Below are 15,395 nucleotides of genomic sequence, written 5' to 3' on the forward strand. Positions count from 1 at the left end.
TCATACTACGAACTGCATGAAAGTGTAGAACATCCTGCGGTGTCGTCATAGATTGAAGGGCGCTTGACGGAAAATTCCGGAAATAATTCCTGGTATGGATTTTCTAATGCTTGCGTTAGTTTCATTAAGAGTGCTGTTTTTCCTGCACTAACTTCTTCAATACATTGGTAAAGCAGGTAGTTCCGCAAAATAAATTTGGGGTTTGTTTTTTTCATTAATTCCACGGACTCAGCTTTTGAAATAGCATTTGAATTCAGACGGGATTGATAGCGTTCCATGAAGTCCTTCAGTCTGCTGAGCTTTTCTTCATTTAAAGCGCTGTAAGCTACCTGGCTGAAATGTTTTTGTAAATCTGTGTCTGGTGTTATTTTCTCCAATTGATTGAAGAATAAGGTATGATCCAATGCGAGGTCCTGCATTAAGCCCTGCCAGTTGTTAAAAAACATCTCATCCTCTTCTTTTAGTTCATCAAATCCGAATTTTTTGCAGAGCATTTTGTCATGGGCTTCCCAAAAATACACGCCAAAATTATTTAGGGTGTTTTCAAGGAATTTTTCATCGTTGATGATGGGCTGGAGGGCATTTGCGAGTTTCCATAGATTCCATTGGGCAATCTGCGCCTGCTTTCCAAAAGCATATCTCCTTCCAGGAAGATCGGTGGTATTCGGGGTGAAATTTAAATTATATTCATCCAGCATTGAATAGGGACCATAATCGATCGTTAGGCCTAAGATGGACATATTGTCTGTATTCATTACCCCATGTACAAAACCTACTCTGTACCATTCTAACATTAAATCTGCCGTGCGGCTACAGATATTCTCAAAAAAATCTTTGTATTTCTGCTGATCGGATGAGGCAATTTCAGGAAAGTAATTTTCAATTGTAAAATCAAGCAGATCCTGTAATAACGTATGTTCACCCTGAGCAAACATCAGTTCAAAATGTCCAAAGCGAAGGAAGCTTTCGGCGGTTCTGATCACTATGGCTCCTTTTTCGTATTGTGGATTGCCGTTATACATGATATCCCGAAGGACATCTTCTCCTGTAAAGGCCAGGCTTAAGGCCCTGGTGGTAGGTATGCCTAAGTGATACATGGCTTCACTCATTAGATATTCGCGTACAGAAGACCGTAATACGGCTCTTCCATCTGCACGCCTTGAATAGGGGGTTGCACCGGCTCCTTTCCATTGAATTTCGGTCTTTTTACCGGCAGCATTGGTAATTTCTCCCGCCAGAATGGCCCTGCCGTCGCCCAGTTGCCCGGCCCAATTACCAAATTGATGTCCGGCATAAGCCGTAGCGTAGGTCTGAATATTGTCGGGTAGATGAGACGCTACCAGAAAGTTAAGATCCTTTTCTTCAAATTTACCTAGTCCTATTTCCTCAGCAAGAGCCTCGTTAAAAGCAATTAGTTGAGGCTGTTCAAACCCAGCAGGTTCAATCGTAGCAAATAGCACTTTTGGGGTGCCTCGCTGTGTAGGGTTATTGGAAAAGTCTCCCGGGAATTTTTTGAAGAAAGGTTGTTTGATCTGTTCAATATTCATATAGCAAAGATATTAAAACTAAAAGATAAAGACCTCCTAAATTATGGAGAGATCCTGTATATAATCAAAGCTTATGCGGAAGGGCTATCTTTATGAAAAAATCAGTTGTTTTGGGATTAGGGCAATGCTGTACATAATTTTTTACACCCCAGATGGTGCTTTAATAACGAGGACATCAATAGCCACAACAATGGGCCGATAGCTAATTATTGCAGGAACTGAACAATTTCAGAAATAAGACGTAAATTAGCTGACTAGATAATTGTAAAAACCGCATTTGACATATCTAGGTGCGGTACTACTAGCCTTAGAAATAGACAACTCCAATGAAATTAAGAAAAATTATATTGCTTTTGGTGATAAGCCTTTTGGGGCATACACTCTTCGCCCAGGCAAAAAATGAGTTAAAAGTACTGCAGATCAACATTTGGCAGGAGGGGACTGTTGTGCTCAATGGGTTTCCTGCGATTGCAAACGAAATTATTGCCAAGCATGCAGATGTCGTTCTCTTTAGTGAAGTCCGTAATTACAAGGGAACAGATTTTATTCAGCGTATACTAACGGAACTCAAAACTAAGGGGGCTATATATTTTGGCCAGTCTAGTGATGCAAAATTGGATGTCGGTTTTATTTCCAAATATCCGATTGAATCACAACATGCGCTTTATGAAAAAGATAGTACCATGGGCGGTGTTTTAAAAAGTAAGATCAAGATTGGGAAGCGTTTTTTTGTATGCTATTCTTTACACTTGGACTACACAAATTATGCCTGCTACTTGCCACGTGGTTACGATGGTGTGACCTGGAAGAAGTTAGATCGTCCTATTTCAGGGGTGGGTACCATTATTGAGGCTAATCGTAAAAGCAAACGTGATGAGGCTATCCAGGATATCCTGAGCGACGTAGAAAAAGAGGATCAATCACAATCGTTTATTATTGCAGGTGATTTTAATGAGCCTTCACATTTGGATTGGACATTGGCAACAAAAGATCTTTTTGACCATCATGGAGCAGTGGTTCCCTGGGACTGTTCGGTTTTATTGGAAAAAGCCGGATTTATAGATAGTTTCCGTCAATTATATCCTAACCCGGTTACTCATCCTGGTTTTACCTATCCGGCTTTCAACAAAGATGTTCCTATGGAAAAATTGGCATGGGCACCCACAGCGGATGATCGAGATCGGATCGACTATGTTTATTACCGTAGCAAAAAACCGTTGAAACCATTAAAAGCTAACGTTGTCGGTCCGGAACAAACCGTAAAATATGGACGGAAGCAGGAAAAAGATAGTGAAGATAACTTCCTACTTCCCGAAGGTGTGTGGCCAACCGATCATAAAGCGATGTTGGTTGTATTTAAATTTTAATGCATTAATAGCCATCGGAAATATTGCGAAAAGACTGCAAGGAGCTACGAATGATAATTGATCTGCAGCGAATTATAGTTGCTTCAATTTTCAGTAGGTTTTACAGTTAAATTTGGGTTTAAAATAATAATTTATTGTAAACACATCAAGCTCATGAAAAAGATTAAAAGGGTGGTTTTAGTTGTTCTGGTCCTATGCGTAGTAGCCCTGGTTGTTGTGGTGTTAACCAACAGCAATATAACGGCTAAAACAGAGTCGGCGATTTTTACCGAACTCACCGATGTGCCAAGAACCAAGGTAGCCATTATTTTTGGTGCTGGTATCAATGGTGATCAGCCAAGTAGGTATCTGAAAGATAGACTCGATGCCGGGATTTCGTTGTATAAAAACCACAAAGTGGATAAAATATTGTTGTCAGGAGACAACGGAAGAGACGAGTACGATGAGCTTAGCGTAATGAAGTTGTACTGTCAGAAAAATGGTATCGATACCACAAAAATTTACATCGATTATGCTGGGTTCGATAGCTACTCGACCATGTACCGGGCAAAATATATATTTAATGTTGATACGGCAATTTTGGTATCTCAAAAATATCATCTAAATAGATGTGTTTATCTGGGTGATAAATTGGGCATAAAATCATTCGGTTATAGTGCGGATCGAGGAGTTTATCAGGGATATAAATACTATGCATTTAGAGAAAAACTATCGGTTGCGAAAGCCGTTTTGGATATCATGAGAAATAGAAAACCAAAGTATTTAGGTAAGCAGGTTGATGTAAACGGAACATCGAATTATACGAAAGAATAAGTTATAAGATTTTGTAGGCCCGATTGTATTTGATAAACCAATTTCCGATAGCTTAAAAAGGGCTTGTAATGATGGCTGTACTTACATAATGTAAATGATAGGCTTGCGTTGGAATATGGTGGTGTCGCGATAGGAAATCAATGCTTTTATAATTTAGAATAGGTAGAAAGGACACGCTGTATGAAATTGATCATTAAAATCTTACTATTTGTCATGCATCTCATTTGCTTTTGGGCAAGCTAAAATGAGACAATTAAACGATCTGATTAATAAGGATGAAGACGGCATAAAGTTAAGTCTTGGCTTGGAAAGATGCTGCGTTATAACTGGGCACCGACAGGCCGCATGCCCCAAACGGTGATTGCCATTTGTTATAACGATACCAGTGACGATTTCTTTTGTCCTTTTTTCGAAAAAGTTGTTCCTGTGCGAAAATTATATAGTCCCGATGCAAGTAGCGAAGATTGGGTGCTGCAAACGATCTATCGCTGTAAAAAACCTAAGCAGGACTTTAACAAAATGAAAGATTTGTTTAAAAGTTGAATATTTGAATACGCATGCTGCTTACTTTATTTGGCTGGGCTGCAAGAAGTATAAAATTGTATTAAGAAGGGGCTATCTAACCTTTAGATAACCCCTCGCACGTTAAGTTTTTCGTTGCTATTGCGCTAAATCGATTGAATTTGTCTAATCATTTGGTTGGTAAATCCCCATTCGTTGTCGTACCAAGCCATCACTTTTACCAGATCGCCATCGACAACTCGAGTCATTTCTAGATCTACTGTCGCTGCGAATGGACTTTTGATAATATCGGTAGATACCAGGGGCTCATCAGTCACCGTAAGCACCTTTTTATAACGATCAGTTTTTGATTCTTCGCTCAAGATTTGGTTGATCTCTTCGATTGTGGTGGGCCTTTCTGCAATAAACGTAATATCGGAAATGGATCCTACTGGAACAGGCACCCTCACAGCTATACCGTCAAACTTTCCGGCGTATTGCGGAAGTGCTTTTGTCGTCGCTATTGCAGCACCAGTGGCCGCGGGGGCAAGGTTAATGCCTGCAGCCCTTCCCATACGTGGTTCTTTTTTTGATGGAGCATCGACCAATGCCTGTGAAGCCGTATAACCGTGTGTGGTATTTAGTATTGCTTTTTTTATTCCCAGTCTTCTACCCAATATTTCGATTACTGGACTTATATTGTTGGTCGTACAGCTTGCGCACGAAAAAACAGAAACCCTGCCATCTTCAGTATTTACCCCATGGACCACTGTCGGCGTATCTTTAGTAGGACCCGAGATGACGACAAATTTTGCTCCAGAGGCCAAATGTTTTTCGGCGTCCGCTTTGTTGGTGAAAATGCCCGTACTTTCTATAACGATATCCGCTTGAATATCTTTCCAAGGTAACTTTTCGATCTCCCTGATACTTGTATATTTAATCGGTTTTCCATCGACCACAAGTGTATCTCCCTCGATGTGCACATCTCTTTCATATTTCCCATAGTTACTATCGTATTTAAGCAGATATGCAGCGTTTTCAATACTCATCAGATCATTGATTCCAACGACCTCAAGATCGACAGTTTCTGTTATTATTTTTAAGGCAGCACGTCCGATGCGGCCAAATCCATTAATTGCTATCTTTTTCATCCTATTTCTTTTAAATCTGTTTATACGATTTCTTTTGTTTTTTTGTATAAACTAAGTTCCTTTATTTTTCGAAAAAAAAGATTGACGTGGATCAAGAATTTGCTTTAGCTACCGTTACCCCGTTAGTTTTCAAGGATTAGACGTCAATTTCAGCTGGCCTGAAATTTATCGACATAGAACTATGACACAGCTCTGACAATAATGCGCAGACCAAAATCAATACAGCGGGACGGTAAAAATTTATTCCTCACTTCGTTTTAAATTCCGTAGGCCTCATGTTGGTAAGCAGATAAAAGTTATTGCTGAAAGCCGCTATATTTGAATAACCAATTTCGTAGGCAATCTCAGTCATATTCAAATCTGTATCGTTGATTAATTCCATTGCCTTAATAATCCGTAGCATTTTTAAATACTGAACAAATGTAATGTGCAGTTTATGCTGGAATAATCGGGTGAGACTACGAACACTCATTCCCGATTGCTGCGCAATCATTGCTAAGCTTAGATTTTCATTTAACCTATTTCTAAAACTGTCGATTATGGTATTGAGCCTTTGATCGTCTGTTGTTGGAAGTTGAATGGAGAATTTTTTGAGACTTTCTTTTGATAGTAGGCCTTTTAGCGTAATTAAAAATTCAAATTCCCACGAACCTTTGTAATAATCACCTTGCCACTTCTCACTAAATGAAAGCATCTCTGCCAGCAGCCTACTCACGGGATAAATGCCCAACTCCTCATAAAAATTACCAGCACTTTCCTCCGGAAAATAAATATTGATAATAAACAGGTCCTGGGTGTTGAACATCAAGTTGTGCCGATAGTTTTTTGGTATCCAGATATAATGATTTGAGGGAATATAGAAATCCTTTTCGTCAGTCTGCAGGTAAGCAATCCCGCCATAGACCAATAACAACTGAGCCTTCTTGTGCTGGTGGGCAGGTAAACGTTGTTCCGTCTGCTGTCGCATCACCAGGATAGAATCAGGATTTTGATCAACAATATGTATGATTTGGCTCAGAATTTCCATATGGCCAAATTTAACAAATATTAGGCTAATTATATAAAATGATACTTCGCCATACTGGATACTTTTGCTAAGTAATAAGTAAAGTCATTATGAAACATAAAATCATAACACCGCGCAAAGATTTTAAACTTGAAACAAAAGCTCAAAAGTCTGCTGATAAATTACATCATTCAGATGAAGGAATTGACAGTGCAAATATCTTTTGGTTTGCTTATGGGTATAACTATGCTTTTATGCCAATGGTAGATTTAACTTTTGCTTTTGATGAATTGAAAAAGATTGTAAAACCATGGCTAGTAAAAAGAAAGAAATATATAAACAAAACCGATGAAACAATATAAAATAGTCCCGATTTTGGGTATCATGCTAGCGCTGTTTACACAATCTCTTTATGCCCAGCATACAGAAAATGTGCCGATGTTAAGCTTAGAAGAAATTTGGAAAGTAGCCGAAAAGAATAACCGTCAACTGAAACTATCCGATCTAAAACTTCAGCAAAGTAATTTAGAAATATTGGAAGCGAAAGACCATTTGTTGCCTGAGCTTTTTGTTGGTGGGGATGTAAAACTCAATTCCAAATTCCTGATCTATGACAATGGATTGTTTTCTTCTCCGCAGGATGTGCCTGTAAAAGGTTATGGTTACAGCGTGGGTTACAACCTGAACGTCAATCTTTACAATGGTGGTAAGGACAAAAGAAACATCGCCATGAAAAAGGAAGAGGCGATACGTACACAATATGAAGTCGATCTGCAAAAACACAGTGTAAAATACAATGTTGCAGCGGCTTACTTTGATCTGTATAAGTTTCTGCATTTCCAGGATTTTCTTGCTGCAGAAATTGAAGCCGAAAAAAAACAATTGACACTGGTAGCAAGCTTGCATAAAAATGGCACCGTGCTAAAGAGCGATGTACTAAGAACCTCCGTGAAATTAGCGCAACTGGAACTCAGCCTTTCTGATGTTGCAAAGAAGATTGAAATCGCTAAACAGCGACTCAATATTCTGATGGGGAATGAAAATGATGCTGAGCTTGCAATAAAATACCAAGATACAATCGAGTTAGAGGCTATCACTCAAGGTGGTTACAAGGATTATGTAGACATCGCTTTAAACAAATCTCCGGAGTACAACATCGTGCATAGCGATATTAAATTGAGCGAAATGAACATCAAGCAGGTAAAAGCGACGTTGTTACCCAAAATCTCCTTGTATTCAACTTACAATTACACCTATCCGCAGATTTCATTTTATCCATATTCTAATGATCTATGGGGATTTGGTCAGACCGGGATCAAAGTCCAGTTTCCTATTGATAATCTCTACAAAAGTAAGCATTCTATCGCTCATGCTCAAGTAATCAGTAATGAGGCAAGAGAAAAAGCAAATATTAAAAAAGAGGAGATCTACCTTGAGGTAAAAGAGGCTTATTTACAGCAAAAACAGGCCTTGGAAAGCATGGAAACAGCGGAGCAAAATATCATTAAAACCGCCGAAACTGCTCGTGTTATCAGAAGTAGCTACTTAAACCAGGAATCCCTTCTGACCGATCTTCTGGAAGCCGAAAATGCTTTGTTAGAAGCTAAATTTAATCTGACAACAGCACAAACAAACGTCAAACTTACGCATATCAGGCTATTGGCAATTATCGGAATTCTTTAATACAAATATCATGAACAAAAATAAAACAGATAAAATTGTTGTTAACCTAACCAAATGGCTCGGTATCACATTATTCGTGGGAATTATTATTTGGGCAGCTGTTTATTTCTTCGAAGGATATCGCTATGAACAGACCAACGACGCTCAGATTGATGCCTATCTTTCCCCGATAAACGCAAAAGTAGGGGGCTATATCCGTAAAATATATTATAAAGACAACCAGCAGGTAAAAAAAGGCGATACCCTTGTAGTGATCGAACAGGACGAGTACGGGTTAAAGAGAGATGCTGCGTCAGCAGAACTCATGAGCGCGCAAGCCAAATTACCGATCTTGGCAGCAAGTGAGGAAACGCAGGTTAAAAGCATTGCCGTCATTAAGGCCCAATTGGAAGGTGCTAAAGCACGATTGAACCAGCAGCAAAAAGAATTTGACCGCTATAAAAATCTACTGGCGGACGAATCGACAACACAACAAAAATTCGACAACATCAGTGCTACTTTATCCATCACCCAATCAGATTATGACCAGACCAAAGCTTCTTTACACGTCGCTGAATCCAAATTAAATGATTTCAGGGTACAGCACAATGCAATAGAGGCAGAAATAAAGATCAAAGAAGCACTTCTCAAAAGGCAAGAGTTGGATATTAGATATGCCGTTATCACAGCACCTTTTGATGGACAAATTGGGAAAAAGACCATTCAGGCGGGACAACTGATACAGCCCGGACAGACATTGGCATTCTTAGTGAACAGAGCCGAGGAAAAGTGGGTAATGGCAAATTTTAAGGAAACACAGATTGGGAAATTCAAAATCGGTCAAGCGGTATCTATTGAAGTCGATGCTTTTCCGAATGAAAAATTCAAAGGTACTATCGAGTCCCTTTCGCCAACCACAGGATCCCGGTATTCGCTGCTTCCGCCGGATAATGCTACCGGTAATTTTGTTAAAATCATCCAACGTATTCCAGTTCGGATTAAATTGACCGATACGCCCGAAAGATTAACCAAGCTTTCTGCCGGAATGAATGCGAATGTTTATGTTTTAAAAAACTAACGATGCAAGTACACAAAATACCGATTTTTAAATCCTGGGTATCAGAATGGATGGCAAGGTCTGTCATATTTGCTATTCTCATGACCAGCCTGTTTAGTTTTGCCTTTTACGGAATTCCAGGTGCTGCAATGGGATTTTACGGAATAGAAGCCACAGATGTACAATATGGTATGGTCGTTATCTATGGTTCAACCGTAGCTTTCCTGGCGCTGGATTTTAGAATTGTAAAGTATTTCGCACCACGGGAATATCTACTACTGGCACTTGCGGTAAATGTGCTATGTGCTGTGGTCTGTTTTTATTTCAGAGATTGGATATTATTTGTTTTCTGTCAGTTTTTGCAGGGCATTACCTGTGCATTAATGTCGGGAATTGTGTCACAGCTTATTTTTCCAAGGTTACAGTCTGTACGTGCCCGTGTGATTGCTTATAGTCTCCTTTATGGCAGTATACAAATAGCGGTACCATTTTACTCCATCTATATCAGTGTCATCCTTCATTTCTTTGACTTCAACTGGATATTCTACGGATTTGTTATTGTAGTCATTATGCTGACAAGTGTTGTTTTACTTACCATGAACAGTAGGGCCCGGTTTACCAGAAAAATACCACTCTATCAGGTGGACTGGATCGGCTATTTACTTTATGTGTCTTTTATCATGATCGTAGGATATATCCTTGTGTACGGACGACAATTGGGATGGTTTGATAGTTCATTAATCAGCACACTTTGTTTAGTTAATTTAATTATTCTTTCTCTTTTTATTAGCAGAGAATTAAAACTTAAAAGACCATTAATCAATTTACAGATCTTTAGGGCAAAGAATTTCACTACAGGACTTTTGCTTCTTTTTACCTTTTATATTTTTAAAGGAAGTACTGGGCTAGCCTATGGTTATCTTGAAGCGATTTTAGGAAACCATCCACTGAGTACCATTCCGGTATGGATTGCGGTAATTGCTGGAACTACACTGAGTATGTTTATTACTTCTCGATTTGTCTTGATGGGGTATAACCTGATCAGGATGATTATTATTGGTTTTGGCTTGATGGCATTATATTATGCCTATATGATACTATTTGTTTCTGTACAGGGCGAAACAACCGATTTCCTTTTGCCTATGTTTATGTATGGCGCGGCAACAGGGGTGTTGTTTGTTCCGATTGTTTCATTTACCGCCGCATCAGCGCCTTCGAAAATTGCCGTAAATGCCGCTCTGATTGGTATATTTTCAAGGTTCATAGGATTTACAGCTAGTCTGGCACTTAATAACGAGCTTCAATTATTTGCAAAATCATCTGTAAGGGAAAAAGTTCGGGAATCACTCACGGAGACGAACCCTCAGTTGCCTGTTACCTTGTTGGATATTCAGGCACAATACGCAAATGCAGGCAGCGATATATATACGTCTAAAATAGTATCCTCGGGCTACTTGAATCAGATGGTAGGTCAGCAGATATTGGCTCGTGCTATTAGGGATTATTATGATTTGATGTTAACAGGTTTAATTTTTGTCATTCTTATTTTAGTACTCTTCCCTCAAATTCAACATGTTGTTTTGAGACTAAGAAAGGGAAATGTTCCTTATTAAGATATTGACATTTCAGAAATTATCATCGCGAAATATTCTCCAACAATGCGAAAAGAATCCGAGCGTTTAAATACGCATATTATGACACAGGTAGATGGAGAAATCCGAACAAAGAGAGCAACTTTTTTCAATAGTCAATTATTGTTACTTTTGTATGCTGGATTTGGTATGGCCCCGAGTTTTTTTAAGAACAGCAATAGAAGACACAATATGATGATATGACAGATGCACTAAAAAAATATCTATTCTCGATAGGGGTACTGTCAGCTGAAGAAAAGAATTTTTCTGTTCAGTTCTTCAAACCACACTATTTGAAAAAGGGTGATTTTTTTATTCGTGCGGACGAACCCTGTCGTCATATTGGATTCATATCCAGTGGTGCGGTAAAAGCATATGCCATCGACAAGGAGGGGAAAGAAAATATAACCTGTTTCAAATTTGAAAATGAGTTTGTAACCTCATTCCCAGAGTTTGTTGCTCAGGAAAAATCCAGAAGGAGTATCAGGGCTGTAGAAGATAGTATAATTCATCGGATAAACTATGCTGACTATCAATATCTGCTTGGTCGAGTGACTTCTTGGAACAAGGTCATACAAGTTGTGATGGAACAGGAATATATCCAAAAGGAACAATACATACTGAATTACAATAATAAATCAGCGCTCGATAAATACGTCCATGTCCTTTCGAATGAACCAAAGCTCGTTCGGCGCATAGCGACACAAGACCTCGCCTCATATCTGGGCATCACGCAGCGATCTCTTACAAGAGCGAAGGGACAAATACATAGCGCCAAAGTATTATAGGACAAATGTCCTTATTTATTTCTATAGAGTGCCATAGTTTTGCAAAAAAAAGCTATGTTACATCAAATTGCCAAAGAAGTTTTTCATGTACCATTGATGCCACGAAATAGTATCAACTGCTATATAGTAGAGGGTGTGTTGGTTGATTGTGGGATACGCAGTTCATATAATACGGTGAAGGGAGCCCTTCAGAAAATACCCGTCTATCAACATGTGCTTACGCATGCCCATGCAGACCATCAGGGCTGTAGTGATCAACTATGTGATGAATTTGGAATACCTTTACTTTGCCATGAAAATGAAGTTTTTAGGACTGAAACAGGTATGGTCACCAACGACTATCCAAATCCCAAACATTGGTTAGCAAAACTTCAACGAAAATACTGGGCGGGGCAGGGCCACAAAGTCGATGGTACACTCGTTGAAAATGATAGCATTGGAAACTTTCGGGTCATAGAAACTCCAGGCCATTCAGCCGGTCATATTTCTTTATTCCGTGAGCGGGATGGTTTATTGATAATCGGGGATGCTGCAACAAATATGAATCTGCTCACTACAGTGCCTGGCCTAGGGCTCCCTCCAAAAATATTCACGTCGGATCAACAGCAAAACATCAGATCTCTCCAAAAGTTAGCAGGATTAAATCCTTCTATGATATGCTTTGGTCATGGCCCAGTCATGCGAAATACGGACCGAAAGTTTGAGCAATTTGCGGCCAAATGTGTATCGTGGTTTAATTCGTAAACTTCCAGTACAGACTCGTTAAATAGGGAATTACAAATGAATAGACAGTATAAAACTCTTTTTTTTAAACCCCAGTTTTTGCGATAATTATCTAAAGATTAACATCCTGAAAATGGATATCTTTGTAGATTCAATATCGATTGGCCTTGAAGCCATATCAAGATATCGTATCCAGTGTCATAACTGTCCCAAAGAAAGACTGGAAAAATCTTATTGTTAAGTAACTTAATATTATTCCGCTGTGCTCGGCTTCGTGAAAGTTAGCGGCTTGAAGTGCTTGAATGTGATTATTGATGGAGAAACCAATTGGTAAACTGAACGATTGATATTCAACAAATATACCTGATACTAAATCTTTACTAAGTTGGTTTACTGTACAAAGCAATAGATGTTTTATTTCATCAAGGTCTGGTGTATTCTTCCACGTATGTGGTGCCGTTCCAATTTTGAATGCTTCCATAAATTCCTGCGATATATCATTGGTAGTCCACTACGCATGTACATATGCCGCTGCTGAGAAGTGATACAGTGGCCAATTTGCCAAACGATATTATTGTTAAAGGTCTCTGGAATTTTAAATAATATGGTATTATCAACTGTTTCCATTACTTGTAATAACCTGATTCTGCTAGCCTTTAGAATTTCAAATTCAAATAATTCAGTTGTCATCGTATTAGTTAAGATTCTAGATCAGTTTAATAAAGTCTAATATAATGAAGCTTTTTTTTAAAATACGATAAAATTAGTAGTAATATATAAAGTCTATATACCATAAACACTCGTCCCTTTTTTTTTAAAATTCCATCAATAAAGAAGAAAGAGAAAGAATAGCCAATATTTTCAATGAATTAACTGTAGCATTATATAATCTAAATACGTTCTTTGGAATAAGTATAACCTAATCAATAAATCTGGCACAGAGATGAAAAGAAGATCGGCATTAGTTACATTATTAGTTTTCGGAATTGCAGTAATTTTTTCCTGCAGTAAAGATGAAAAGTTGCCAATGGCATCAATTATTGGTAAATGGGAGATAAAAGCTTCCATAATTGAATTTACCGGGCAGCGGGAATATTTTGATAAAGGAAATGGTAAAATTGTACAATTTGGCGTGAAAGATTATTATTTCATGACGGGTAACAACACGACAAAGAAGGGGCTGTATTCCATTGAAAAAAAGCTAAGTAAAATCACAGGGAAGGAAGAATCGTATATCATATATGATGATGTCAAAGATGGCGTTCCACAGATCTATTCCGTTAGTTCAGAAGAATTGATCCTATCAATCGATGCAATGGATGCACCTACCGCTATTTACAGAAAGATAGATTAGCGGACATCCTATAGTCAAATTTAACGTTGCCGTATATAATGAGCGCATATTACACCACGTCTTATCAAAAGTACAATGGAGCGCATAGATCAATTAATTCGACTAATGATTATGCCCATGCGATTTTTTACCGAGTACAAGAAGCGCATCTCTGAAAGCTAGTGCCAACTCTCTAGAAGGACCGACTCCAAAGTAATGAAGAAAGATCATGTGTGGATCATCTCCAAGCATATGGTTGTGGATTGCTACAATTTCGATATGGTGTTTCCTTAAAGTACTGATAACTTGATTGACCTCATGGTCTAACATTGCGATGTCACCCGCAATATAGGCTTCGTTTTCGGATCCGGTAAATGACGCCCAACTGTTTAAACCGATCGATGATGTCATTTCGGCTCCCATTGCCATAATTTTTAAATCGGATCGTCCCACTGTATATTTGATTGTTGAGCCGTTTATCGCTGCCTCATGACCGATAATGTTATTTAATTCCGTAACATTAAATATCTTATCCCCGGGATCTTGTTTTTGATCCGATGGTGCTGGTTGATTTCCAACAGCTATCTTAGTGTTTGAGATAGCTGCTGCGTATTTCTGAGCCAATTCGACTGGTTCCCCCATACCGTGGATGTGCATATAAAAGATTCGGGGTTCTTCATAAAAGAAATGGTTATGGATTGCCCCAATTTCCAGACCTGATTCAACGGCAGCAGTAATAAGGGGATTTACTTCTTCCTGAAGTAGAACACAATCACTCATAAGCACAGCACTCTTTCCATCCATGGTCCTCTTTATCGCAGCCCATCCTCCAAAGCCAAAAGATATAGGAACATCCTTACCTTTGACGGTCACAGCTAGATCATTACGGGGAAAATTGGTATTATGTGTAACTTCTTTTGTATTATATTTTCCTTTCTTTCCTAAAGCCTTCTCAATTCCCTGGATTTCAGCCTCGGTTAGATCAGGCGTATTCGACGTGGTCGTAGAAAACGCATGAACTGTTTTAAGGCCAACTAGTCCGCTGCCTGTTAAGAGCAATCCCATTTTCAATAGCGTTCTGCGTGACGTTAAGTTTCTAAAATTATCCATTCTGATCTATTATATTTTGAAAATATTACTACGTATAAATAATAAACTATCCCTTGCAACAAATGAACACCACTATTGTTGTCGATTTGGGAATTTTAATCGATCACCATTCGATTTAGAATATATATCCGAATTGAAAAGCAGCAGCAATAGAAATTTTTTGTTCATTGCCAAATCGGACGGGGAAGGGGATGGCTAGAAAAAGTTTTCCAGCCTGACCATGTGTTATGACCTTGCTTAATACTGGTGTAAGCCCATATCGTCCAGAAGTTTCAAATGCAGCCCTGGCTATAAATGTAAATTCCTTTCCGATGGGAAATAATACGCCCGGATGGAACAAGAAATTGCTCATTTTGCTGTTCCCGGATGCTATTTTAATGTAGGGAACCATTTCCAGTGAAAATCCCAAGTGTCCTTCTCTAAGTATATTGATACCTGTCGGCATACCTACCTGATAGCTATCTTTAAAATTTGGCGTTATCGTACCAGATGATAGGGAAACAATGGGGTTTACTATACCAACATAAGCAACCAGTTTGCTCGGTTGTTGGGCTCTTAAATCTAATGATGACAAGAGTATAATAATTATCGCTGCATAAAAAGTTCTATGGTAAGACGAGTGGTATCGGTTTAGTTTCATAATATCTGCTTTATAAAAGCAAGTATAACCAATACGTAACATCTCAAAATAGAATAGATTTTACTA

Annotated in this window: 17 protein-coding genes; 10 read left to right on the forward strand and 7 right to left on the reverse strand. The window is 38.6% G+C overall.

Going from position 1 to position 15,395, the window contains the following annotated elements; genetic code table 11:
* Positions 1-5: 5 nt before the first annotated feature.
* Entirely contained in the window at positions 6-1,547 is a 1,542-nt protein-coding gene (locus AAH582_RS10055; RefSeq protein WP_343322016.1) for a protein adenylyltransferase SelO, read from the reverse strand.
* A 326-nt stretch (positions 1,548-1,873) separates the two neighbouring features.
* Between AAH582_RS10055 and AAH582_RS10060 the strand changes: the two genes are divergently transcribed.
* The 3 genes from AAH582_RS10060 (at position 1,874) to AAH582_RS10070 (ending at position 4,270) form a co-directional block, all read left to right on the forward strand.
* The gene (locus tag AAH582_RS10060; protein WP_343322017.1) at positions 1,874-2,914 is read left to right on the forward strand and encodes an endonuclease/exonuclease/phosphatase family protein; all 1,041 of its coding nucleotides are present in this window, start codon (positions 1,874-1,876) and stop codon (positions 2,912-2,914) included.
* Between the two features lie 153 nt (positions 2,915-3,067).
* Complete coding sequence (locus AAH582_RS10065) at positions 3,068-3,727, forward strand: SanA/YdcF family protein (RefSeq protein ID WP_343322018.1); 660 nt, start codon at positions 3,068-3,070, stop codon at positions 3,725-3,727.
* A 312-nt stretch (positions 3,728-4,039) separates the two neighbouring features.
* Entirely contained in the window at positions 4,040-4,270 is a 231-nt protein-coding gene (locus AAH582_RS10070; RefSeq protein WP_343322019.1) for a hypothetical protein, read from the forward strand.
* 125 nt (positions 4,271-4,395) lie between these two features.
* Here AAH582_RS10070 and AAH582_RS10075 read toward each other — a convergent pair whose 3' ends face one another.
* Together AAH582_RS10075 and AAH582_RS10080 are read right to left on the reverse strand one after the other, a co-directional pair.
* Positions 4,396-5,379, reverse strand: coding sequence for a type I glyceraldehyde-3-phosphate dehydrogenase (locus tag AAH582_RS10075; protein ID WP_343322020.1), 984 nt, complete (start codon positions 5,377-5,379; stop codon positions 4,396-4,398).
* 247 nt (positions 5,380-5,626) lie between these two features.
* The gene (locus AAH582_RS10080) at positions 5,627-6,406 is read right to left on the reverse strand and encodes a helix-turn-helix domain-containing protein (protein ID WP_046676394.1); all 780 of its coding nucleotides are present in this window, start codon (positions 6,404-6,406) and stop codon (positions 5,627-5,629) included.
* 89 nt (positions 6,407-6,495) lie between these two features.
* Between AAH582_RS10080 and AAH582_RS10085 the strand changes: the two genes are divergently transcribed.
* The 6 genes from AAH582_RS10085 (at position 6,496) to AAH582_RS10110 (ending at position 12,267) form a co-directional block, all read left to right on the forward strand.
* Positions 6,496-6,747, forward strand: coding sequence for a hypothetical protein (locus tag AAH582_RS10085; RefSeq protein ID WP_343322021.1), 252 nt, complete (start codon positions 6,496-6,498; stop codon positions 6,745-6,747).
* Positions 6,734-8,068 (forward strand): TolC family protein, encoded by a 1,335-nt coding sequence (locus AAH582_RS10090; RefSeq protein WP_343322022.1) that lies wholly within the window; start codon positions 6,734-6,736, stop codon positions 8,066-8,068. The genes AAH582_RS10085 and AAH582_RS10090 overlap by 14 nt, the downstream gene beginning before the upstream one ends.
* 10 nt (positions 8,069-8,078) lie before the next feature.
* Positions 8,079-9,125: an HlyD family secretion protein gene (locus AAH582_RS10095; protein WP_343322023.1), complete on the forward strand. Its 1,047-nt coding sequence runs from the start codon at positions 8,079-8,081 to the stop codon at positions 9,123-9,125.
* Between the two features lie 2 nt (positions 9,126-9,127).
* Positions 9,128-10,717 (forward strand): MFS transporter, encoded by a 1,590-nt coding sequence (locus AAH582_RS10100; RefSeq protein WP_343322024.1) that lies wholly within the window; start codon positions 9,128-9,130, stop codon positions 10,715-10,717.
* Positions 10,718-10,935: 218 nt separating this feature from the next.
* Positions 10,936-11,523 carry a Crp/Fnr family transcriptional regulator gene (locus AAH582_RS10105; protein ID WP_046675973.1) on the forward strand — a complete coding sequence of 196 codons (588 nt, stop codon included), beginning with the start codon at positions 10,936-10,938 and terminating at the stop codon, positions 11,521-11,523.
* Between the two features lie 54 nt (positions 11,524-11,577).
* Complete coding sequence (locus tag AAH582_RS10110) at positions 11,578-12,267, forward strand: MBL fold metallo-hydrolase (protein WP_343322025.1); 690 nt, start codon at positions 11,578-11,580, stop codon at positions 12,265-12,267.
* 157 nt (positions 12,268-12,424) lie between these two features.
* Here the strand turns inward: AAH582_RS10110 and AAH582_RS10115 are convergent, their stop codons facing one another.
* Complete coding sequence (locus AAH582_RS10115) at positions 12,425-12,727, reverse strand: hypothetical protein (RefSeq protein WP_343322375.1); 303 nt, start codon at positions 12,725-12,727, stop codon at positions 12,425-12,427.
* Positions 12,661-12,936, reverse strand: coding sequence for a DinB family protein (locus tag AAH582_RS10120; RefSeq protein WP_343322026.1), 276 nt, complete (start codon positions 12,934-12,936; stop codon positions 12,661-12,663). The genes AAH582_RS10115 and AAH582_RS10120 overlap by 67 nt, the downstream gene beginning before the upstream one ends.
* 253 nt (positions 12,937-13,189) lie before the next feature.
* Here AAH582_RS10120 and AAH582_RS10125 point away from each other — a divergent pair, with 253 nt between their 5' ends.
* Entirely contained in the window at positions 13,190-13,600 is a 411-nt protein-coding gene (locus AAH582_RS10125) for a hypothetical protein (RefSeq protein ID WP_343322027.1), read from the forward strand.
* A 102-nt stretch (positions 13,601-13,702) separates the two neighbouring features.
* Here the strand turns inward: AAH582_RS10125 and AAH582_RS10130 are convergent, their stop codons facing one another.
* Together AAH582_RS10130 and AAH582_RS10135 are read right to left on the reverse strand one after the other, a co-directional pair.
* Positions 13,703-14,689: a DUF1259 domain-containing protein gene (locus AAH582_RS10130; protein ID WP_343322028.1), complete on the reverse strand. Its 987-nt coding sequence runs from the start codon at positions 14,687-14,689 to the stop codon at positions 13,703-13,705.
* Between the two features lie 115 nt (positions 14,690-14,804).
* Positions 14,805-15,329, reverse strand: a complete 525-nt coding sequence (locus tag AAH582_RS10135) for a hypothetical protein (protein ID WP_343322029.1) — start codon at positions 15,327-15,329, stop codon at positions 14,805-14,807.
* Positions 15,330-15,395 lie beyond the last annotated feature (66 nt).

Source organism: Sphingobacterium multivorum, from assembly GCF_039511225.1.
Taxonomy (GTDB): Bacteria; Bacteroidota; Bacteroidia; order Sphingobacteriales; family Sphingobacteriaceae; genus Sphingobacterium.